The following is a 20443-nucleotide window of genomic DNA, read 5'->3' as shown; positions in this document are numbered from 1 at the left end:
CGCCTCACATCGCACTGACGCGGACTTGAGTGACCACCGGCAACAGCGGCAGACCACTCGGTATGGCGACCGACACACCGCTTTGCACCAGCAGCGGTTGCCCGAACGAAGTAACCCGCATGGTGCCGACCATCCAGGTTGCGGTGACGCAAGGCGGCATCAACGCGGCCGCTGCCGGGCATCCGGCGACCGACCACGGCGCGGCCAAGGTGCAACTGGGCATGCCCATCAAGGTGACCGATGGATTTGGCACGGTCGGCATCGCCGGCGCACCGTGCCCGCACATCACCACGGCGCCTTGCTGGATCAGCATGCCTGGCATCAGATCACCTCCAACGCGCCTTCGTTGATGGTGACGGCAGGGCCGGCCATCACGATGGTGGCGCCTTGACCGTTGCTGATGGTGATGCCGATTTCGTTGATCGAGATCAGCGCACCGGTCATCGATTTGAGCAGGATGCCGCCAGTCGGTCCGGGCGCATCGCTGATCATCACGGTATTCTGCAACATGGTTTGCAGCACCATATTCTGCAAACCGGGCGGCGCTGCCAGGGCGAGTGCCGGCACTTCGGCGGCAGACCCCCAGAAGCAACCGACCCAGATCGGATAATCCGCATTGCCCTGTTCGAATTCGATCCACACGCCCGAGCCGATCGCTGGCGTGACAAACATGCCCGACTGAATTCCGCCGAACGGCATGCACGGCATGGCCCAAGTCGACGGCAACACATTGGAAACATCGGGCACCATCACCATCAGGCGACCCATTTGCATGGGATCGATGTTGTCCAGCACGGTGCCGCGAAATTTGCCGTAATGCTTGGTCACGATGCATCCCCATCAAGGCGTGCATATCAAAAGGGAAACGATGGAACGACCGGCGTATTCGCCACCAGCGCATTGCGCTTGAGCACGAAACTCTGTTTGTATTCGCCGGGTTTGAGCCGATGCGTGGTGCTGTCGACGAAATACATGCCGTCGAATGCAACGCCGGCGCCGCGCATGCCGACCAGACTGCGTGCGCGCAGAATCTGGCCATAACGCAATACATCCAGCGTGCCTTCGCCGGTGACGACGTCCGCTGCCTGCACCGCGCGCGCCATGCCTTGCATGATCGCCTGGCCGATCGGCAGCTTCGCGGTGTCGTTCAACTGTTCCACTTTTTGTGGAATCGGCACCGCGAGACCGAGTGGTGGACTGAACGGCGTGACCGGTGGAATCGGAATCGGAAAGACCAGCTTGGTGGTCTGGTCCTGGCTGAAGACAATCGGCAGTACCGACGTCTGCGGCGTGTATTTGAAGTTCAGCGATTCGACATTGGTCCACGCATCCAGATTGACGTTGAGGCATTGCTGCGGCATGCCGATGCGAATCTGCGGACCCCAATACGCCTGACTCATGCCGGGCAATGGACCCGGCACCATGTAGAACACGTAGCCGACGTCTTTGGCCAATTGCTGGATATAGGAAAGGTCGGTGCTCTTCTGCGATGGCGTCGAAATGATCGGCACTTCGATGTCGGGAATCAGCATCGGAATCACTTCGGGTACCACGCCGAACGCTGCGTATTTGGCGAGGATGGTAAGTACGCGCAGATCCGGCCCCATGCCCGGATAGGGCAGCCCGGAGAAATCGATCAGATCCATCAGCGCGGACAAGTCCTGGCCGGTGACCACCAATTTGGATGAGCCGCTCATCGCGTCCGGTACCACTTCGTGGTGCAGTGCGATACCGTCGACCACGATTTGCGGCAGACCACCGAAGTTCGCCATCAGCACCACCCGCAGCAACGGAATCGGCGCCGACGCGGCGAGCAGGAAGAACATTTCCAGAATCTGATTGTCGGCTAGGGTAAACGTAAGCTGGAAACCGCTGCGACCGGTGGCCGACTCGGTGACTTCGGCCGAGACCAGCGCATCGATCAACGGCTTTGGCACCGGCAACGCCACGCCCGGACCGGCTAGCAGCGTCAGATACAGCGGACTAGCCATAACGCGCACCCGGCGGTATGCCGGACGACAACGGAATCAGAATGCTACGTCCGACCTGTGCGGTCAGCGCATCCGGATCGCTGCAGCTGTTGGCGTCGCAGATCATCCAGTACAACAGCGGATCGCCCAGAAACTTCGCGGCCAGATTGTCGAGTCGATCGCCTTCGACGACCACATAACTTTGCAGCGCCTGATAAATCCCCGCTTGCGGAATGATCCGCCGCGCCAGATACATCACCTGCGTGCCATTGGGCAGTGTGTAAGGCAGCGTCGGATCGCCGTAATAACGGCTGGACGTAAGCGTCGGTGCGCCAGTTCCGGCGGCAGAGGTAACAAGAGCGGCAAGTGCTGAATCCATCGTTATGCCCTCATGCCTGTTGCGCCATGGATTCTTTGGTGGTCTGGTAAACCAGATACAGCGCACCGGCCGGGGTCAGGAAGCCGACATCGTTGACGCTCAGTACGCGCATGCCCAGCGATACCTTGGCGCGAATCGGATTGAGCTTCGGGTCGAACGCCTGCTCGGTAATTTCCATATCGGTAATGCGTACCGGGGTGATCCGCTGATTGCTCCAGGCGAACACGGTCAGCGCCGTTTCCATCGGGAGGATTTCAATCGTGCCGATCAGCGACAGCACTTCGTTGGCAATCAAGGTGCCGCTGGACGGATACACCAGCAGTTCCAGTAACGACAATTGCGGCTGGATGCCGAGCGCCACGGTGGTGGGATCGCCATTGGCAAGCTGATCGGTGGCGTCGATCTCGATCTCGCATTTGATCGTTTCGATCGGCGGCCCTTTCAGGCGCAGGATTTCCGTACGGTCGGGCTCGTCGCCGACGGTCTGCGGTTTCAGCGAGCGCGTGATCGAATCGGGGTTGTACTGCAGATTGATCGTGCCCTGCGGCACACCCAGGGTCGAATCGAGCAGCAGAATGGCACCTTTGCGCAACAGGGGCGACACGTTAGACATGGTTTTGCTCCGCGTCGCGTTGATCGAGCCGATCGAACAACTGGCGCACCAGCTTTTTGGCGGCATCTTCGGGTGACATGCCCGGGCGCGCTTGCAGCGCTGGCAGTTGCGCCAGGTGGCGATTGGAAAGTGACGACCACTCGCCATGCTCGGCGGCGTGTTGCCGCAGCGCGGATTGCAGCGCTTGCATGAACCGTCGCTGCTGCGATGGGTTGTAACCGTGCAGGCTCAGCTTGCCGATGTTGATATGCACATGCGTCGTGGCGACGACGGCTCCCGCTGGCACCGATGCGGTGAACATCGGTACAGCGTTCGGCACTTTCTGTGCCGCGCTCATATCCACCCCCGCGTTTCCGCCGAGGTCAGAGGCTTCTCCATCTTGGAATACTCGATCTGCGAGGCCGCCAGAATGTGCCGTACATCGATCGAGGTACCGTGCTCGGCGGCAAGAAACGCCGCATGCGTAGCGATATTGCGGATCATGCCGCCGGATACGTTCAGTTGCGAAAGCTGCTCGAAGTCCAGTCCGTCCAGCGGCGCCAGTTGCGGAAAAATGCTTTGCCAGATGCGTGCGCGCGATGGTGCGTCGGGGAAGGGGAATTGCACGATGAAGCGGATGCGCCGCACGAAGGCTGCATCCATCGCGTGGCGCATGTTGGTGGTAAGAATCGCCACGCCGCGATAACTGTCCATCCGCTGCAGCAGATAGGCGATTTCCAGATTCGCATAGCGATCGTGGCTATCGCGGACTTCGCTGCGCTTGCCGAACAGCGCGTCGCATTCATCGAACAGCAGAACCGAGCCGCTTTCTTCGGCCGCATCGAACACACGGCGCAGGTTTTTTTCCGTTTCGCCGATGTATTTGCTGACCATCGAGGCGAGATCGATCTGATACAGATCCAGATTCAGCTCGCGCGCGAGAATCTCCGCGGCCATCGTCTTGCCGGTACCGCTGGTGCCGGAGAACAGCGCACTCAGGCCATGACCGCGGCTATAACGCTCGGCAAACCCCCATTGCTGATTGACCACCGCACGTTGGCGCATATGGATTGCAATCTGCTGCAGGGTTTCCGTTTGCGCCGGTGGCAGCACCAGTTCGGACCAGGTTGCGCGCGGCTCGATCCGTCGTGCCAGTTTTTCCAGCGAACGACGACCGTGTTGCCGGCAAATGCGCCAGGTAATGGCGTTGACATCCGATTCGTCCGATACCGGTGTTTCCAGTGCGGTCGTGGCGGCCGACTGAATCGATGCTTCGTCGAAGTGGAAATACTCAACGATGCGATCGAGCGTGCCATTCAATTGTTTCGACGCATCGCCAAGCTGACCGATCCAGGCGCGCTTGCGCTCGTCGGCCGATAGTTCCGGCACATCCAGACGCAGACCGGGTAACTGCTCGGCGGACGATCCGCCGGCCGCGTCGATGGCGACCGGTGCCTGCAACAGTTCCATCCAGCTGGCGAGATTTTGCATGCTGTCGCTGTCGCCGGTGCGAATCAGCAGGGCGGCATGTTGCAATGCCGACTCGCGCGTCCAGCGACGCGCCAGTTGTTGCCGTTGATCGGGTGCAGCAGATAAATCCATCGCATCGAGCTGGTACGGCCGAAAACCACCGCGACGGCACAGCTCAAGAAAGCCCGCTTCGCGCGAGGCGCTGCGCGCTCCGCAAAACAACACAGCGCGACCACGCTCGGCTTGTCCAAGCCAATGCCGCAGCCCTTCTTCCAGCATCGCGTTCCAGCGTGGGTTAAGGCTGCGCAGCGGCGAGGTAGTACTGGCCAGCGGCCGCATCAGCGATTCCAGTGATGCATCGATCGTCGGTACGCCCAGCAGGTAATGCAATACGCGCTCGTCGATATGCAATGGCGCATGCAACAGCGATGTGTTGTTCCCCTGCGGCAGCTCCAGCAAATTCCAGTAGCGCAAGGGATGAGCGCGACTGGTCGCACTCCAATGCGGCTGTTCCAGCACCGCAAGCGCCAATCCGAAGGTTGGCCAGGTTGCCTGGGAGTTGCCGTGTACGGCGGCGCATGCGCCAGGAAAGCGCGCTTCAATGGCGGCACCCAGGCATAAGACCAGCACATCACATTCGAACCGGCTCAAGCCAAATAGCGATTGCACACGGTCCAATGGCTGTTCGTTGCCATTGGTAACGCTGGTCGTGGCGCTGACCGGCGAAATCGGCATCGGTGCCGCTGCAGCCGGTTGCGGGGCCGCCGCAAGCAAACGCTGATACACGCGCTCCAGTGCATCGCTCAGCGATTCGCGCACGACATCGCATGTCGCCGCATTCATGGTGTCACCTGCAACTGCGGCGTGTAAGTCGTCGTGCCGCCACTGGTGGTAGCCGTCAACGTACTTTGCGCGCCGTCGATCTCGATCCGCAGCGGATAGGTGTACGGTGCTGCGATGGTCGCTGGCACCGGGAAGGTCAAGGTGCTCGATGAGGTTGGGCCGCTTTGCGGCCGTTGGTCGATCGGTATGGCGGTATCGCCGATAAACAACGTGGCCTGCTGCATGCTGCCGACGGCGGGCGATACGGTAACGGTGACCGTGCTGCCTGCGGCAACCGGGTTCGGCGATACGTTGGTAATCATCGGCACCAGCTGGAACGGCATCGCCGTTGAGCTGAAGCCGGCGTGTGGCGTGGGCGAGGTGCTGTAGACAACCAGCCGTTGCACGCGCAGCGTACGCGTGCCTGCCTGCAGGTTGCTCGGCAATATCACCCTCAAGCTGTTGCCAAGCAGCGTCGTCGGCGCAATCCCCTGCGCATTGTCGAACGAGACCACCGTCGTATTCGGTGTGTCACCCAGAAAATAACTGCCTTGCACCGTCAATGTGGCGCCGGCTGCAATCGGATTGGGTGCGATCGAGGTGATGATGGGCGCCTGCGACGGCAATACCATCACCGAGCGTTTGCGCACCGGCAGGTTGGCGGTATAGGTGTTGGTATCCTGAATAACCGCGACGGATACCTGGTACGACGTGGTCGGTCGGTAATTGGTCTGGAAGGCCGCCCACAGCCGATAGATTTCTTCAGTGGTGAGCGTCTCCGGCACGATCCGGATATTCTCGATCTGCTCGGCCAGCATGCTGCCGTTGATCAACGTGTTTTCGTGATTGGGTGACGCCAGCAGTTCATCCAGCGCTTTCTGAATAATCGCGCGCGGTACCACCGGGTTGTCGTGCATGACCTTCATTGCCCAGGCCAGCAGAATCTCCGGATCGAACTGCGTGCTGCCATAAGCGGTAACCAGGTAGTGCAGATTCAGCGCCAGCGGCGGATTGCTGATCGCCTGGCCCTGCGCATTGCGGGCGGGAAAGCCTGCATTGCGCAGGGCCGGATTCAGATTTGCGTAGTACATGAAGATGTTGATGCGCGGCTGCTCGTGCGCGCCGACGGGCACCAGGTCGGGCGGACTGGCGGTAATCGCATCCGGACCGCCGCCGAGAATGCTGCTCGGTCCACTGCTGGTCAGTGCGTCGGCAAGCAGAGAGCGCAACACCGCGCTGACGCCGCCGACGGCGAGATAGTTGCTCATCGTCCGTCGCCTCCGCCGCGACGCAAAAAGGCGTCGAGGCTCACCCCTGGACGAAATGCCGGCTTGCGCGGCGCCACGGGTGCCGGGCTTGCGGCATTGCGTACTTCGACATGACCGATGGAGATGGTGATCGATTGCGTTTGTTCGACCGGCATCGTCGGCGTCGACGTGGTCGGTTGCGTGGCCGAAGCTGTTGGCCTCAACGCCGGCTTGGGCGATGGACGTGGTGGCTCGGTTGCGGGGGACATGACCTGCGTGGTCATTGCATGCCGAGTGCGCTCGGCGCTTTCGCGCCGATCCGGTTCGGATGACAGCGGAAGCGGCGAATGGATGGCAGCTGCTTTGGTGCGCGTCACGGTATCGGCGAGATCGCCCGCGAAAAGCACAGGTGCGTCGGGGTCGAGATGGCGCGTAAGCGGCACGATATCGGCGACCGGAAAGGAATCCACCTGGGTGGCGACACGGTTTGTCGGTGGCTCCGACGTGATCGTCGGAGACCACAACGGCGCCGCAGGCAAGGCCGTTTCCCGCTGCAGGACTGGTGGCGTCAGTTCGACATGCAGTTCCTGCGGCGTCAGACCGGACGTGCTCGGCTTGCCCGCATAACGCGATGCGAGCACCGGCTCGATGCGCAGCGGATTGGGTTGCGCCGTGCCGCGTGCGTTCTGCACTAACCGTTGCAGCAGGTCGCTCATGCGCTCAGCAACTCCAGGTAGGCGTCGCGGCGTGGCGCGCTCATATTCGCGATGGCCGCTTCGCTCCAGCCGTAATGCAGCGCGATGGTGTGGATGTCGGCCAGCAGCCGATGCGCGGCATGCCGCGTCTTCAGCCAGAGGAAATGCGCGAGATCGAGCTCCCAGCGTTCGCTATGCGCGCAGTCGGGGCAACGCAGATTGCAACGCAACTCGCTGTTGGCATGCAGGTGTTCGAAGTGTTCGCGTACGGACGGACGTGTTGCATACGCTGTCGCGGATGGGGCATCGCACCCGACATCCATATCCAGCTCCAGGCACCGCGCGAGCAAAGCGATTTCGGCTTGCTCAGCACTGCTGGCATGCAGCGTCGCCAACAGATCGGCGGTGCTGACCTGCCGCAACCGCAGCGGCGTACCATCTTCCGACCATTCGAAAGCGGGCGACTGCGCACTATTGATGCCTTCCAGCGCCACGGTGATCGACAGGCTGAATTCCATCGCCGCACCGCATGCCGTGCAGGTCGCATAGCCATCCAGCATGTTGCCGTAGCTGAGCCGGTGCAGTTGCAATAGCAGGCGATTGCGTTCGGCCAACGACAGCTGCAGCAATTGCTCCGCATCTACCTCCGGCAGCGCCACGGCAAGCAGGCTTATCGCACGCAACAGCGCGTGTTCGCCTTCCGCCCGATCGCATGCAGCCAGCAACCGTTCGCCGGTAAGCGGATGCATGCGCGGGGCAGCGTGGGCGCTCATCGGTCGATCACGCCGCGGTCGAGTTGTAGCTGACTTCGGTCGGCTCGGTCACCGAGATGTCGCGCTCCCAACCTTCGTTTTCCAGCTTGATATGCTGAATCGCTACCGCGTTGGCATTGGCATCCAGATCGGGCAGCGCCTGATATTCCGATACCCATGCGCGATAAATCTTGTAGCTGATCGCCAGCTGGCCCGCTTCGTTATAGAAGTCGAGAATCACGTCCTTGCGAAAATCCGCCAGCGAGATCTCGCTGCCGAGAGTGGCGCCGACTTGCCACACTTTGGCGGCCCACGCTTCGAAATCGGTGTCGTGGGTAACGCCGCGTTCCAGCGTGATCGCTTCGAATTCGGTACGGCCGGGCGCTTTGCGGCTCGTGCTGGGATCGCCCCCGTCGCGAAATTTCACCACTTCCGTGGTGCGCTTCAACGACGATACTTTGCTGATACCGGCTACGTAACGGCCGTCCCATTTCAGGCGAAAGTTGAACGCCTGATACGGATTGAGACGTTCGGGGTTGACAGAAAATTCGGCCATGAGTTGTCTCCGCCGCTAAGGGCATGGATGCGGGAGCGCGTTTCAGGATTGTTGTGCCGTGATCTGTTCGATCTGGATCACCACAAATTCGGCCGGCTTCAGCGGCGCAAAACCGACCAGAATGTTGACCACCCCGTTATCGATATCGGCCTGTGTGGTGGTCTCGCTATCGCATTTGACGAAGTAGGCCTGCGTCGGCGTGCTGCCCTGGAAGGCGCCTTGCAGAAACAACGTCTGCATGAACGAGCCGATGTTCAGGCGGATCGCTGCCCACAACGGTTCGTCATTCGGTTCGAACACGACCCACTTGGTGCCGCGATAAAGGCTTTCTTCGATATACAGCGCGGTGCGGCGCACCGGCACGTATTTCCATTGGTTGGCCATCGCATCGGCGCCGACCAGCGTGCGCGCACCCCACAACACCGAGCCATAGACCGGGAAATTGCGGAAGCAATTCAGACCCAATGGATTCAGCACGCCGTTTTCCGGATCGCTGAGCTTGTAGATCATGCTCTGCACGCCGTTGAGCACCGCAGCGGTACCAGCCGGCGCCTTCCACACCCCGCGCGTGTTGTCGGTAGTTGCATAAACACCGGCGACGACACCGCATGGTGCAAAGGTGCGCAGCTGATAGGCATTCGCCGGATCGGGCAGACGCAGGCGTGGAAAGAACGCGGCACCATTGGGATCGACCACGCCAAGTCCGCTGCTGATCCAGTCGACAGCGCCGACAACCGTGGTGACATCCGGCGGCGAGTCGATCAGCAGAAAGGCGCGGCGCTGATCGCATAGCGCGACCGCGGCGCTATAGATCGCGTTGGTATTGATATTGGGGTCGAGCGCACTCGGATCGCCCGGCATCGCACGCGTGGCGTCTGGAATGCATAGCAAGTTGAACAGATCGACTTTCTGCAGTGCGTAGATACCGCTGAACGCCGCTTGATCGCCAATGATGTCGGCGGTGGCCGGTAACGCCACGACGCCGGCCACGGCGCCGTCGGCGCCAAGCGGCGAGGCCGTCTCCGAAGCCCAGGTGTTGCCGGTGCCCATGGCGTAGTGCGCGACATTGGCGGTCGCACCTGCGGCGGTGCTCAGTTTCAACGTGGCTGCGCAGGTATTCAAACCCGACGCAGCGGACGGGTCGCCGATGCTGATCACCGCATCGGGATTGCCGGGCACCAACGCGTTGATGCGCAGCGCTTGCGCGGCGGTCGTGCCCGGCAATTGGGTGGCGGTCACGACGACCGTTGCGCCTGGCAATTGTACCGCGAGCACCGTGTTGATCGCCTGCTGGATCAGCGTCGCAATACCGCCAAGAGTCATCGGCAGCTGCGTGCCTGCGCCAAAGACCTTGGCTGTGATCGGCAAGCCGGCGGGTACGGTCGCCGGCGACGTAGTGGTCAGCGACACACCCAGATCGGCGGTGCCACTCACTGTTGCATTGGCCACATTGATGGCCGAACCCGCAGCGGTGGTGCCGCTGTAGCTCTGGGTCAACGTCATGGTGGTGCCATTGGTAATCGACTGGATGCGATACGGCGTCTTGCTCGCATCGCCGGCAAACGTGATCCACTGGCCGAACTTCAGGTCCGTATTGAACGACGTGCCCGTGCCGATCACTTCCGCGCTGCCATTGGTGATCGCCGCGGTGCCCGTAATGGTGGTGGTGCCGCACAGCACACTGGCAATGTCATATGGCGTGATCGCGGCGCCGACCAAACCGGTCTGCGCGATGCTGGTCATCGCCTGGATCGCGGTCAGTTGCGCTGCCGTGGGTTGATTCATCTGCACCAGTGCCGAGCCGTTGTCCGGGTCGTTCACCACGGTCTGCACCCAATTGCCCTTGGTGTTGTTGAAGGTGATCGACGGGTAATACTCGGTGGTGCCGCCTGCCAGATCGGTCACCGTCAGATTGAACACGGTGGCGTCGACGCCGGTACCGCTACCACCAGGGGTCAGGCCGATGTAGTCGATATCCAGCAACAGATTGCCGTTCTCGGCGGTGCCGCTGCTCAGCGCCTGAAAGGTGAAGTTGGTCTGAAACTGCACTTGCGCGGCCTTCGCGCCCAGCGATGTCGCCGGCGTTCGCACGATATAGGCCTGACCGCCACCGTTCTGGAAAAATTGCTGCACGGCGTAACTGAGTTCGCTGTTGGCGACGACACCGCCATACAAACGCTCGAAGTCACCGAAGCTGAAAATTTCCTGCGCGCGGTTATCGATGCCGGTCTTGGTGTAACCCACGAAGGCGGCGATCGAAGTCGGCACGCCGGAAATGGGATGCGAGGCACTTTGCAGTTCCTGCACATATACGCCGGGGTAGGAATAGGACGTCGCCATAGTGGTTACCTTGCTGACGGTGGATTGGAAGGGGCGAATCGCGGAGCCGGATGAGCCCTCCAAGAGCGGGCTCTCTGAAAGCCGGCCTCTGCGAGCTGGCGCGACAAGGCGGTGCGGATAGGCAAGCAGGTCATGCGGTCAGGTGTTCTTCGTTGCGTGCAGTGCCACAAAGCGATCCAGCTGCGCATCGGATTCGGCATCGGTCGAGCCACGTCGATAGCGCACGCGGCCATCGACTGCGCTGATCGATTCGAGTACGCCAGCCGCCTGCAGCGCGAGCAACGCGCGCTCCACCGCCTTCACCGACGCGGGCGTAAGACCCAGCCACCATTGCGCAATGCCCTCCTTGGTATCTCCTGCAAGCGGATTGGCACGTACATAACCGGCGAGGCGTCGCACTAGCTCGGGCACCGACTCGTCCGGATCACCTGCTGGCCGCTCAGCGCCATTCATGGGGAAGCAGATGGCAAGGACGATGCCAGCAGCATCGTCCTTGCAGGTGCTTGTTTTGATTGGGCAGGCGCGCGGCGCGTGACGCCGTATATGGATATTTTTGTCCTGCACGCACGCGGGATGAAGGCAACGTCCGGCTGATTCCATGGCTGCCGCGAGGCTGGACAGATTTGTCCGACCTGGATGCCAAAGTGGCTCGCTTTACGGGCTTTATTACCGAGGGAAACACCCCGGCTCTGCCGGGGACTCTCGAAGTTTGACAACTCCGGGGGTTACGCTCTGCGCGGAGTTGCTTTGGGTTCTTGATCTTCGCCGATTGCGAATAGGCCCCCTTGAGGGGCCAGCAATCGTAAGGCCCCCGGCTTTGCCGGGGGATACTTATTAGACTCAGGTGCGCCCGTAGACGTCGTCGAAACGCACGATGTCGTCTTCGCCCAGATAGCTGCCGGATTGCACCTCGATCAGTTCCAGCGCGACCTTGCCGGGATTGCGCAGGCGGTGCTTGCTGCCGAGCGGGATATAGGTGCTCTGGTTCTCGCCGAGCAGGAACACCTTGTCGTCGCAGGTCACCTCGGCGGTGCCGGAGACCACGATCCAGTGTTCGGCGCGGTGATGGTGTTTCTGCAGGCTCAGGCTGGCGCCGGGCTTGACCTGGATGCGCTTGACCTGAAAGCGCTCGCCCGCCTCCAGCGAGTCGTAGCTGCCCCACGGCCGATGCACCACGCGATGCAATGAGTGCTCGCTGCGACCGGCAGCCTTCAATTGCTCGACGATTTTCTTCACATCCTGCGCGGCATCGCGGTGAGCTACCAGGGTGGCGTCCGGGGTGGTTACCACGATGAGGTCATCGACACCGACCGTGGCAAGCAGATGGCGGTCGTGCGAACGCAGCAGTGAATTGCGCGTATTCACCGCCATCGTGTCGCCTTCGCGCAGGTTGCCCTTGGCATCCTTGTCGCCGGTCAGCCACAGCGCCGACCACGAGCCGATGTCGCTCCACGCGCAGCTGACCGGGATCACAGCGGCGCGGCGGGTCTTTTCCATCACGGCGTAGTCGATCGAATTATCCGGGACCTGTGCAAACGCCTCGTGGTCGATCCGCACGAAATCGAGGTCGGCGGATGTCTTGGCATGCGCCGCGTGCACGGCGGCAAGCATCTCGGGTGCGTGCGCGGCCAGTTCCTCCAGATAACGCGCGGCCTTGAACAGGAACATGCCGGAGTTCCAGTCATAGCTGCCATTCGCCAGATAGGACTCGGCGGTGGCGAGGTCGGGCTTCTCGACGAATTGTTCAACCCGGTAACCGTTGCCATGGATCGCTTCGGCACGGCGGATATAACCGAAACCGGTTTCCGGGCGATCCGGGCGAATGCCGAACGTCACCAGCCAATCCTGTTCGGCCAGCGGCAGTGCCTGCCGCACTCCCTCGACAAATGCGGTGGTGTCGCCGATCAGGTGATCGGCCGGCAGCACCAGCAGCATGGCATCGGCATCACGCTGCAGTGCTTGCAATGCGCCGAGTGCAATCGCCGGTGCGGTATTGCGTGCCAGCGGCTCCAGCACGATGGTGGCGCCTACAACGCCCGCTTCCAGCAGCTGGTCGGCGGCGAGAAAACGGTGATCCTCGCTGGCGACCACGATCGGTGCGGCCACGCCAGGCAGTTGCCGGGTGCGTGCAATGGTCTGCTGGAACAGCGTGCCCTTGCCGGCCAGTTCAAGGAACTGCTTGGGGAGATTCCGGCGCGATACCGGCCACAACCGGGTGCCACTGCCGCCGCTGAGGATGAGGGGAATCAACATGGGCGCCGTATCCTTAGTTCAATGGCTGGATGGAGCGAGCTGACGCAGGACTTCGCGCAAGCCATGCGGCCAGTCCGGCAGGTGAAAACCGAAGTGCTGCTGGAAGCCGCTATTGTCCAGCAACGACCACGCCGGGCGCACGGCGGGCGTGGGGTAATCGGTACTGCCAATCTGGACGAGTCGCGGCGGACGTGCGAGTACGCCGATGGTGGCAGCCTGTTCGAAGATCGCGCTGGCGAAGCCATGCCAGGTAGTGGCACCACTGGCCACCAGGTGGTGGATACCGTTGAGCTTCCGGCGCTGTGCAAGGTCTGACTGCTGCCAGCAATCAAGCGCTGCAAGGCTTGCGTCGACGATCAAGCCGGTGTCGGTGGGCGCACCATGCTGATCGGCAACCACGCGCAGCTCATCGCGCTCGGCACCGAGCCGCAACATGGTGCGCAGAAAATTCTGCCCGTGTGCCGCATACACCCAAGCCGTGCGAAACGTCAGATGATCGGCACCGCTGTCGCGCAGCGCCTGTTCACCGGCCAGTTTGCTGCGGCCGTAGGCGCCCAGCGGGCCGGTCGGTGCATCGACCGCGTAGGACTGCTGTTGTCTGCCGTCGAACACGTAGTCGGTGGAGTAATGGATCACCAGCGCACCGTTCACGGCGGCCCAGTCGCCGATCACACCGACCGCTTCGCCGTTGACACGCGTAGCCAGTGCCTCTTCCTGTTCGGCGCGATCGACTGCCGTATAGGCGGCGGCATTGACGATCACCGCAGGCTGCACGCGATTGAGCAGGGCAGGCAGGGATTCGGGTATCGACAGGTCGGCGATCTCACCGTGGCCGCCTTGCGCCAGCGTGCCGTCGCGGCTGGCCGTGACCAGATGGCCGCGTGCGGCCAGACCGCCATGATCGAGAAACGTGCGGCCAAGCTGGCCGTTGGCACCCAGCAGCAGGATCTTCACGGCAGGAAAACCGGCAAACGCTCGGGCGCGACGTCCTCCAAGAGGGGAGCCTTGCCGTCCTTGTCGGACAGCAGGGGCATGCTCAGCGGCCAGTCGATGCCCAGCGCGGCATCGTTCCAGCGGATGCTGGCGTCTGCCTTGGCGTCATATAGCGCGGTGCACTGATAGGTGAACGTGGCGAACTCCGACAGCACGCAGAAGCCATGCGCGAAACCTTCCGGTATCCAGAAGTGGCGATGGTTGTCGGCGGTCAGCATCACGCCGACCGATTGTCCGAACGTAGGCGAGCCGCGGCGTATATCCACTGCCACGTCATACACCTCGCCTTCAAGAACGCTGACCAGTTTGCCCTGCGGGTTCGGCCACTGGTAATGCAGCCCGCGCAGCACGCCTCTGGCCGAGCGTGAGACGTTGCTCTGGATGAAGTCGGCCAGGATGCCGGCATCCTGCCACTTGCCCTTGTTGTAGCTTTCGTAGAAGAAGCCGCGGGCATCACCGAATACCTGCGGTTCGAGGATCAGTGCACCGGGCAATGCAGTCTCGATCACTTTCATCGCGCGTGGCCCTGTCTGGTCAACTGATGCAGATACTGGCCGTAGCCGGTCTTGGCCAGCGGTGCTGCCAGCGCCAGCAGTTGTTCGGTATCGATCCAGCCGTTGAGATAGGCGATCTCTTCCGGGCAGCACACCTTGAGGCCCTGGCGGTTCTCGATGGTTTGGATGTAGTTGCCCGCTTCCATCAGCGACTCGTGGGTGCCGGTGTCCAGCCAGGCGAAGCCGCGACCGAGCCGCTCCAGCTGCAGTGAGCCATCATCGAGGTAGCAGCGGTTGAGATCGGTGATCTCCAGTTCGCCACGGGGCGACGGCTGCAGTGCCGCTGCGTAGTCGCAGACGCGGCCGTCGTAGAAGTACAGGCCGGTGACTGCGTAGCTGGATTTCGGTTGTGCAGGCTTTTCCTCCAGTCCGATCACCCGGCCGGAGGCGTCGAACTCGGCCACGCCGTAGCGCTCCGGGTCCCTCACCCAGTAGCCGAACACGGTGGCGCCGTGCTCGCGCGCGGCGGCACGTTTGAGCTGCTCGGTCAGGCCGTGGCCGTAGAAGATGTTGTCGCCCAGCATCAGGCAGCTTGGCTGGCCGTCGACGAAGTCGCGACCGATGGTGAAGGCCTGCGCCAGTCCGTCCGGCGAGGGCTGCACGGCGTAGCGGATGTCGATGCCCCATTGCGAGCCGTCGCCGAGCAGGCGCTGGAACATGTCCTGTTCGTGCGGCGTGTTGATCACCAGCACTTCGCGGATGCCGGCCAGCATCAGGGTGGCCAGCGGGTAGTAGATCATCGGCTTGTCGTACACCGGCAGCAGTTGCTTGCTGACCGCACGGGTGATCGGATGCAGCCGGGTGCCGGAGCCACCGGCGAGGATGATGCCTTTCGTGGTCATGCGCGAATCCTTGATGGTCTCGGCGATCAGGCGCCGAGGCGCTCCATACGATAGCTGCCGTCGAGCACACGCTGCACCCACGGCTGGTTGGCGAGGTACCAGTCCACCGTCTGCGCGATGCCGGTCTCGAAGGTCTGCGATGGCTGCCAGCCCAGCTCGTCCTGCAGCTTGCTGGAATCGATCGCGTAACGGCGGTCGTGGCCGGGGCGGTCCTTGACGTAGGTGATCAGTGATTCGCGCGGGCGGCCATCGGCCAGCGGCTTGCGTGCGTCAAGCAGGGCGCAGATGGTTTTCACCACGGCGATGTTTTCGCGCTCGGCATTGCCGCCGACGTTATAGGTTTCACCCACGCGACCGGCTTCCAGCACACGACGGATCGCGCTGCAGTGGTCGCCGACGTACAGCCAGTCGCGGATGTTGCGGCCGTCGCCGTAGACAGGCAGCGACTCACCGGCCAGCGCCTTCTGGATCACCAGCGGAATGAGCTTTTCCGGAAACTGGTAAGGACCGTAATTGTTCGAGCAGTTCGTGGTCAGCGTTGGCAGGCCATAGGTGTGCTGGAACGCGCGCACCAGATGATCGGAAGCGGCCTTGGAGGCGGAATACGGCGAATTCGGTGCGTAGGCGGTCTGCTCGGTGAACTTGCCCTCGGTACCCAGCGAGCCGTACACCTCGTCGGTCGACACATGCAGGAAGCGGAACGCCTCGTGCGCGGCGCCTTCAAGGTTGCGCCAGTAATCGCGGGCGCACTCGAGCAGTGCGAGTGTGCCGACTACATTGGTCTGCACGAATTCAGCGGGGCCATCGATCGAACGGTCCACGTGCGATTCGGCGGCGAAGTTCACGACGGCATCCGGTCGGTATTCGGCCAGCAGCTGTGCCACCAGCGTACGGTCGCCGATATCGCCCTGTATGAACACGTGGCGATCGTTGCCCTGCAATGATGCGAGGGTGTCCGGGTTGCCGGCGTAGGTGAGCTTGTCCAGATTGATGATGCGCAGGCCATCCGCGACGGCCTGCAGCACGAAATTGGCGCCAATGAAGCCGGCTCCGCCGGTGACCAGCAGTGAGGTGATGTGACGTGACGGGCTGTTCATCAGTCCTTCTTTAGTGTCGAATGGCGAACATTCGGGCGCGAATGGTTCATGAATGGCCTTGGCAATCAGGCCGTGGAACCGATGCACACGTGCGGCGGATCAACTGGTAGTTTGCCACGATTGGCAGTATGGAATTGAGGAGTGGTGCGGGTGGCAGGTGGAAAATGGTCAGTGGCGCTTCAGCGTCGAGCAGTATCCAGGCAGGGCGCGGCATGAGGATGAAAGTGGCGAGAATGTCTCTGCTGGGGCGTGTCTGGGCCAGGCGGGATGTTTTCTGGGAACTCACCAAGCGCGATGTTGCCGGTCGCTACAGCGGTTCCTTTCTGGGCCTGTTGTGGTCGTTCTTCAATCCATTGCTGATGCTGGCGGTGTACACCCTGGCTTTTCGCGTATTCCTCGGCATGCGCTGGCCGAACATGGAATCAGGCGCCGATTTTTCGCTGATGATCTTCTGCGGCATGATCGTGCATTCCCTTCTGGCCGAATGCATCATGCGTGCTCCGGGCGTCATCGTCTCGCAGAGCAATCTGGTCAAGCGGGTAGTGTTTCCGTTGGCGATCCTGCCTTGTGTCATGGTGGCCTCGACACTGTTCAATGCACTTCTTAGTTTGCTGGTGCTGCTGATCTTCGTGCTGATCTCGCAGCATGCATTGCACGCAACGGTGCTCTATCTGCCCTTGCTGTATGCGCCTTATGTGCTGCTGCTGTGCGGAGTGAGTTGGCTGATGGCCTCGTTAGGTGTGTTTGTCCGTGATGTCACCCAGATCGCTGGCGTGATTTCGTCCATCCTGATGTTTCTGAGCCCGGTGTTCTATCCCGCATCAAACCTGCATGAACCGTATCGCAGCTGGATTGCCTTCAATCCGCTGACTTTGATGATCGAACAGACACGGCAGCTGGTGCTGTTTGGCCAGTCGCCGGACTGGCACGCATTGGGTATCTACAGTGTGGTCGCGGTGGCCGTACTGCTGTTTGGCTATGCCTGGTTCCAGCGTACGCGGGATGGATTTGCCGATGTCCTCTAACGATGTCCAGCCGGTGCCGGAGTCGTCCGGTGATGCGGTGATCGAGGTGCGTGCGCTGGGCAAGTGCTACCAGCTCTACGACAAGCCGGTGCATCGCATGCTGCAGAGTCTGGTCGGCGGGCACCAGCGTTTCTATCGGGAGTTCTGGGCGCTGCGCGAGGTCGGTTTCGAAGTGCGGCGAGGCGAAACCTTGGGCATCGTCGGCCGCAATGGTGCCGGCAAGTCGACCCTGCTGCAGCTCATCGCCGGCACGCTCAAGCCCAGCGAGGGCAGCGTCGCCGTACGTGGTCGCGTGGCTGCGCTGCTGGAGCTGGGCAGCGGGTTCAATCCGGAATTCACCGGCCGCCAGAACGTGTATCTCAATGCGTCCATCCTCGGGCTGACCCGCAGCGAGGTGGACGCGCGCATCGACACGATTCTGGCCTATGCGGACATCGGCGACTTTGTCGATCAACCGGTGCGCAACTACTCGACTGGCATGGTGATGCGCCTGGCATTTGCCGTCGTGGTTCACGTCGATGCCGACATCCTGATCATCGACGAGGCGCTGGCGGTCGGCGATGCCTTCTTCATGCAGAAGTGCATGCGTTATCTGCGCGAATTCCGCAAGCGCGGCAGCATGCTGTTCGTCAGCCATGACGGCAGCGCGATAACCAGCCTGTGCGACCGCGCGGTATGGCTCGAGCATGGCCGCGTGCAGCGCATCGGCGATGCCCGCATGGTGATGGAGGCCTATATGGAGGCCTCGCTGGCCGAGCAGCAGGGCGGCTTCCAGTCGCGGCAGCTTCGCGCGTCGCAGTCATCCCGCGCGCTGCAGGAGCGCCAGGTGGATCAACGGCAGGAGTTGTTCGACCGCTCTATCCTGCGTACCGACGTGCGCGTTTTCCCGTTCCGCCCTGATGCGGCCGGTTTCGGCGAGTTCAAGGTACGGATCGTCCATGCGGCCCTGTGCAACGAACACGGACAAGCCGTGGCGACGGTGGTGGCCGGCGAACGTGTGATGCTGCGCATCGAGCTGGTTGCCGACGCGGACACCGACAACGTGATCACCGGATTCTATGTTAAGGACCGCCTCGGGCAGCTGCTGTTCGGTGACAACACCGGCTTCAGCCATGAAGGTGACTTCACGGTCGCTGCGGGTCAGCATTTCCACGCCAGCTTCAGCTTCGTGATGCCGCGGCTGATTTCCGGCGAGTATTTCATCGCGGTGGGTGCTGCCGAAGGCACGCAAGAGCAGCACGTGGTGCAGCACTGGATGCATGAGGCGTTGCGTTTCACCGCGACCGGAGGTTCCATGGTGGCGGGGCTGATCGGCATACCGATGCTGGACATTCGGCTGGAGCGGATGACGAATGAGTGCTGACTTCATGCTGGAGAACCACCCGCTGATCCTGATGCGGCCGCGGATCGTGCCGCCGTATGGCTGGGTTGGCCACATCCCGTTCGCCTATCTCGTGGTGGATCTGTTGCGGCCGGCCCGGCTGGTCGAGCTGGGTACGCATTCGGGCAATTCATACCTGGCGTTTTGCCAGGCGGTGCAGGCGTTACAGCTGGACTGCCATTGCACGGCAGTGGATACTTGGCAGGGCGATGTGCATGCCCTGCATTACGGCGAGCAGGTGTACCGGGCGTTGCGCGCACGGCACGATCCGCTCTACGAAAGCTTCTCCCGCCTGTTACGCTGCCCGTTCGACGAGGCGGTTGCGCAATTCGAGAACGGCAGTATCGACTTGCTGCACATCGATGGCCTGCATACCTACGAAGCGGTGCGCCACGATTTCGAGACCTGGCTGCCGAAGCTCAGCGACCGCGCGGTGGTGCTGTTGCATGACACAGCCGTGCGCGAACGCGGGTTTGGCGTGGCGCAGTTCCTGGAAGAACTGTCGGTGCAATACCCATGCTTCGATTTTCGGCATAGCCATGGCTTGGGTGTTGTCGCGGTGGGTACGGCGGTGCCGGCGCCGTTTGCCGCTTTCATGCAACATGCGCTAGGTTCCGCGGAGGCGATTCGCGCTTTTTTCGAGGCACTGGCAGGCACCCTGGTGGACGCCGATGACCGTCCGGTGCCGGCCAGCATGACCGAGCCGCAACCGGTGATCAGCCACCTTTACTATCGCAGCCACGACGAAGTATTCGACGACAGCCGCATGTTGTCGCAGGGTATCGATGCCGTCGATGGTGTGCTGGATCTGCAGTTCGTGCTGCCGGCTGGCATTCGTCCCGACTACCTGCGGCTTGATCCGGCCGATCTGCCAGGCATTTATGGAATGAGCCGGGTTACGCTGCGATTCGGTGACGATGCACAAGTGCAGGAGTTGCCGCGTCTGTCCGATCGGCTCGGGCATGTCAACGGTGAGTTGCTGCCGGCCATCGGCACGTCATCGCTTCGTCTGGCCAGCTTTGATGACGACCCCAATGTCGAATTCGAGATTGGAAGCGCTCTTGGAGCAGGGCTATGCAACACCGCGCTGAAGGTGACCATACGGGTGGATTACGAGACCATCATTGGTGCTCCGCTGCTGCGGTACATGCTTGAACAGCAGGCGACGTCTCTGGCCGACATGCGCCAGCTCTCGCGCGAACGGGTGGATGTGCAGAACCTGGCGCGTGAGTTTCAGCAACAGCGAGTCATGCAGCTGAACTTGGCAGATGAGTCTCAGCAACAGCGAGTCATGCAGCAGAATTTGGCGGGTGAGTTCCAGCAACAGCAACTCATGCAGCAGAAACTGGCGACGGAGCTGGATGGCATCCGAGCCTCGCTGCACGGCAGCCTGCAACAGCTGCAGCAAAGCGTCGACACGTTGACGAGACGCAATTTCTGGTCGCTGCTGAAGCGGCTTATCAAGCGGGACTAGT

21 protein-coding genes are annotated in these 20443 nt (G+C 61.8%); 3 read left to right on the top strand and 18 right to left on the bottom strand.

The genetic code is table 11. The features are described 5' to 3' along the window. Window positions 1-4 precede the first annotated feature (4 nt). The 18 genes from B0E51_RS16420 to rfbB form a co-directional block, all read right to left on the bottom strand. Window positions 5-322 carry a hypothetical protein gene (locus B0E51_RS16420; protein ID WP_077445968.1) on the bottom strand — a complete coding sequence of 106 codons (318 nt, stop codon included), beginning with the start codon at window positions 320-322 and terminating at the stop codon, window positions 5-7. Next, on the bottom strand, window positions 322-828 hold the full coding sequence (locus tag B0E51_RS16415) for a phage baseplate assembly protein V (protein WP_174570691.1): 507 nt from the start codon (window positions 826-828) through the stop codon (window positions 322-324). The genes B0E51_RS16420 and B0E51_RS16415 overlap by 1 nt, the downstream gene beginning before the upstream one ends. Window positions 829-854: 26 nt before the next feature. Beyond that, window positions 855-1991 (bottom strand): hypothetical protein, encoded by a 1137-nt coding sequence (locus B0E51_RS16410; protein ID WP_077445966.1) that lies wholly within the window; start codon window positions 1989-1991, stop codon window positions 855-857. Next, window positions 1984-2349 (bottom strand): hypothetical protein, encoded by a 366-nt coding sequence (locus tag B0E51_RS16405; protein ID WP_077445964.1) that lies wholly within the window; start codon window positions 2347-2349, stop codon window positions 1984-1986. Before B0E51_RS16405 ends, B0E51_RS16410 begins: the two co-directional genes overlap by 8 nt. A gap of 10 nt (window positions 2350-2359) precedes the next feature. Then, complete coding sequence (locus tag B0E51_RS16400; RefSeq protein ID WP_077445962.1) at window positions 2360-2962, bottom strand: hypothetical protein; 603 nt, start codon at window positions 2960-2962, stop codon at window positions 2360-2362. Continuing rightward, a complete protein-coding gene (locus B0E51_RS16395) occupies window positions 2955-3299 on the bottom strand; it encodes a hypothetical protein (RefSeq protein ID WP_077445960.1) in 345 nt (114 codons plus the stop codon). The genes B0E51_RS16400 and B0E51_RS16395 overlap by 8 nt, the downstream gene beginning before the upstream one ends. Beyond that, window positions 3296-5254, bottom strand: coding sequence for an AAA family ATPase (locus B0E51_RS16390; RefSeq protein ID WP_077445959.1), 1959 nt, complete (start codon window positions 5252-5254; stop codon window positions 3296-3298). Before B0E51_RS16390 ends, B0E51_RS16395 begins: the two co-directional genes overlap by 4 nt. After that, on the bottom strand, window positions 5251-6501 hold the full coding sequence (locus B0E51_RS16385; RefSeq protein WP_077445958.1) for a DUF4255 domain-containing protein: 1251 nt from the start codon (window positions 6499-6501) through the stop codon (window positions 5251-5253). Before B0E51_RS16385 ends, B0E51_RS16390 begins: the two co-directional genes overlap by 4 nt. Then, complete coding sequence (locus tag B0E51_RS16380; protein WP_077445957.1) at window positions 6498-7196, bottom strand: hypothetical protein; 699 nt, start codon at window positions 7194-7196, stop codon at window positions 6498-6500. The genes B0E51_RS16385 and B0E51_RS16380 overlap by 4 nt, the downstream gene beginning before the upstream one ends. Next, window positions 7193-7948 carry a hypothetical protein gene (locus tag B0E51_RS16375; RefSeq protein ID WP_077445956.1) on the bottom strand — a complete coding sequence of 252 codons (756 nt, stop codon included), beginning with the start codon at window positions 7946-7948 and terminating at the stop codon, window positions 7193-7195. The genes B0E51_RS16380 and B0E51_RS16375 overlap by 4 nt, the downstream gene beginning before the upstream one ends. Window positions 7949-7955: 7 nt before the next feature. Next, entirely contained in the window at window positions 7956-8483 is a 528-nt protein-coding gene (locus B0E51_RS16370) for a phage tail protein (protein WP_077445954.1), read from the bottom strand. A gap of 42 nt (window positions 8484-8525) precedes the next feature. Next, window positions 8526-10823 carry a phage tail sheath C-terminal domain-containing protein gene (locus B0E51_RS19795; protein WP_077445952.1) on the bottom strand — a complete coding sequence of 766 codons (2298 nt, stop codon included), beginning with the start codon at window positions 10821-10823 and terminating at the stop codon, window positions 8526-8528. A 138-nt stretch (window positions 10824-10961) separates the two neighbouring features. Then, window positions 10962-11234 carry a hypothetical protein gene (locus B0E51_RS16360; RefSeq protein WP_143525966.1) on the bottom strand — a complete coding sequence of 91 codons (273 nt, stop codon included), beginning with the start codon at window positions 11232-11234 and terminating at the stop codon, window positions 10962-10964. A 429-nt stretch (window positions 11235-11663) separates the two neighbouring features. Further along, the gene (locus B0E51_RS16355; protein ID WP_077445949.1) at window positions 11664-13076 is read right to left on the bottom strand and encodes a mannose-1-phosphate guanylyltransferase/mannose-6-phosphate isomerase; all 1413 of its coding nucleotides are present in this window, start codon (window positions 13074-13076) and stop codon (window positions 11664-11666) included. A gap of 18 nt (window positions 13077-13094) precedes the next feature. Next, window positions 13095-14030, bottom strand: a complete 936-nt coding sequence (gene rfbD, locus B0E51_RS16350) for a dTDP-4-dehydrorhamnose reductase (protein WP_077445948.1) — start codon at window positions 14028-14030, stop codon at window positions 13095-13097. Then, window positions 14027-14584: a dTDP-4-dehydrorhamnose 3,5-epimerase gene (gene rfbC / locus B0E51_RS16345; protein ID WP_077445946.1), complete on the bottom strand. Its 558-nt coding sequence runs from the start codon at window positions 14582-14584 to the stop codon at window positions 14027-14029. Before rfbC ends, rfbD begins: the two co-directional genes overlap by 4 nt. Continuing rightward, the gene (gene rfbA / locus B0E51_RS16340; RefSeq protein ID WP_077445944.1) at window positions 14581-15465 is read right to left on the bottom strand and encodes a glucose-1-phosphate thymidylyltransferase RfbA; all 885 of its coding nucleotides are present in this window, start codon (window positions 15463-15465) and stop codon (window positions 14581-14583) included. Before rfbA ends, rfbC begins: the two co-directional genes overlap by 4 nt. A 26-nt stretch (window positions 15466-15491) precedes the next feature. Continuing rightward, window positions 15492-16562 carry a dTDP-glucose 4,6-dehydratase gene (gene rfbB / locus B0E51_RS16335; protein ID WP_077446077.1) on the bottom strand — a complete coding sequence of 357 codons (1071 nt, stop codon included), beginning with the start codon at window positions 16560-16562 and terminating at the stop codon, window positions 15492-15494. Between the two features lie 218 nt (window positions 16563-16780). On the opposite strand from rfbB, the gene B0E51_RS16330 reads away from it, so the two are divergent. The 3 genes from B0E51_RS16330 to B0E51_RS16320 are packed head-to-tail and all read left to right on the top strand — an operon-like array spanning window position 16781 to window position 20442. After that, entirely contained in the window at window positions 16781-17587 is an 807-nt protein-coding gene (locus B0E51_RS16330; protein WP_077445942.1) for an ABC transporter permease, read from the top strand. Beyond that, a complete protein-coding gene (locus B0E51_RS16325; protein ID WP_077446076.1) occupies window positions 17577-18950 on the top strand; it encodes an ABC transporter ATP-binding protein in 1374 nt (457 codons plus the stop codon). Before B0E51_RS16330 ends, B0E51_RS16325 begins: the two co-directional genes overlap by 11 nt. Continuing rightward, window positions 18940-20442 carry a class I SAM-dependent methyltransferase gene (locus B0E51_RS16320; protein WP_077445941.1) on the top strand — a complete coding sequence of 501 codons (1503 nt, stop codon included), beginning with the start codon at window positions 18940-18942 and terminating at the stop codon, window positions 20440-20442. Before B0E51_RS16325 ends, B0E51_RS16320 begins: the two co-directional genes overlap by 11 nt. The last annotated feature ends 1 nt before the right edge of the window (window position 20443 follow it).

This window comes from Rhodanobacter sp. C05, assembly GCF_002001165.1.
Taxonomy (GTDB): Bacteria; Pseudomonadota; Gammaproteobacteria; order Xanthomonadales; family Rhodanobacteraceae; genus Rhodanobacter.
The sequence above is the reverse complement of the archived record's forward strand: the minus strand, read 5'-3'. Positions and strand labels throughout refer to the sequence as shown.

Bases quoted from the DNA above. Each gene is read 5' to 3' on its own strand.
- B0E51_RS16330 (WP_077445942.1), top strand. From the start codon at position 16,781: ATGAAAGTGGCGAGAATGTCTCTGCTGGGGCGTGTCTGGGCCAGGCGG.
- B0E51_RS16420 (WP_077445968.1), bottom strand. From the start codon at position 322: ATGCCAGGCATGCTGATCCAGCAAGGCGCCGTGGTGATGTGCGGGCAC.
- rfbC (WP_077445946.1), bottom strand. From the start codon at position 14,584: ATGAAAGTGATCGAGACTGCATTGCCCGGTGCACTGATCCTCGAACCG.
- B0E51_RS16370 (WP_077445954.1), bottom strand. From the start codon at position 8,483: ATGGCCGAATTTTCTGTCAACCCCGAACGTCTCAATCCGTATCAGGCG.
- B0E51_RS16410 (WP_077445966.1), bottom strand. From the start codon at position 1,991: ATGGCTAGTCCGCTGTATCTGACGCTGCTAGCCGGTCCGGGCGTGGCG.
- B0E51_RS16325 (WP_077446076.1), top strand. From the start codon at position 17,577: ATGTCCTCTAACGATGTCCAGCCGGTGCCGGAGTCGTCCGGTGATGCG.
- rfbA (WP_077445944.1), bottom strand. From the start codon at position 15,465: ATGACCACGAAAGGCATCATCCTCGCCGGTGGCTCCGGCACCCGGCTG.
- B0E51_RS16390 (WP_077445959.1), bottom strand. From the start codon at position 5,254: ATGAATGCGGCGACATGCGATGTCGTGCGCGAATCGCTGAGCGATGCA.
- B0E51_RS16320 (WP_077445941.1), top strand. From the start codon at position 18,940: ATGAGTGCTGACTTCATGCTGGAGAACCACCCGCTGATCCTGATGCGG.
- B0E51_RS16395 (WP_077445960.1), bottom strand. From the start codon at position 3,299: ATGAGCGCGGCACAGAAAGTGCCGAACGCTGTACCGATGTTCACCGCA.
- B0E51_RS16400 (WP_077445962.1), bottom strand. From the start codon at position 2,962: ATGTCTAACGTGTCGCCCCTGTTGCGCAAAGGTGCCATTCTGCTGCTC.
- B0E51_RS19795 (WP_077445952.1), bottom strand. From the start codon at position 10,823: ATGGCGACGTCCTATTCCTACCCCGGCGTATATGTGCAGGAACTGCAA.
- B0E51_RS16380 (WP_077445957.1), bottom strand. From the start codon at position 7,196: ATGAGCGACCTGCTGCAACGGTTAGTGCAGAACGCACGCGGCACGGCG.
- rfbB (WP_077446077.1), bottom strand. From the start codon at position 16,562: ATGAACAGCCCGTCACGTCACATCACCTCACTGCTGGTCACCGGCGGA.
- B0E51_RS16385 (WP_077445958.1), bottom strand. From the start codon at position 6,501: ATGAGCAACTATCTCGCCGTCGGCGGCGTCAGCGCGGTGTTGCGCTCT.
- B0E51_RS16375 (WP_077445956.1), bottom strand. From the start codon at position 7,948: ATGAGCGCCCACGCTGCCCCGCGCATGCATCCGCTTACCGGCGAACGG.
- B0E51_RS16405 (WP_077445964.1), bottom strand. From the start codon at position 2,349: ATGGATTCAGCACTTGCCGCTCTTGTTACCTCTGCCGCCGGAACTGGC.
- B0E51_RS16355 (WP_077445949.1), bottom strand. From the start codon at position 13,076: ATGTTGATTCCCCTCATCCTCAGCGGCGGCAGTGGCACCCGGTTGTGG.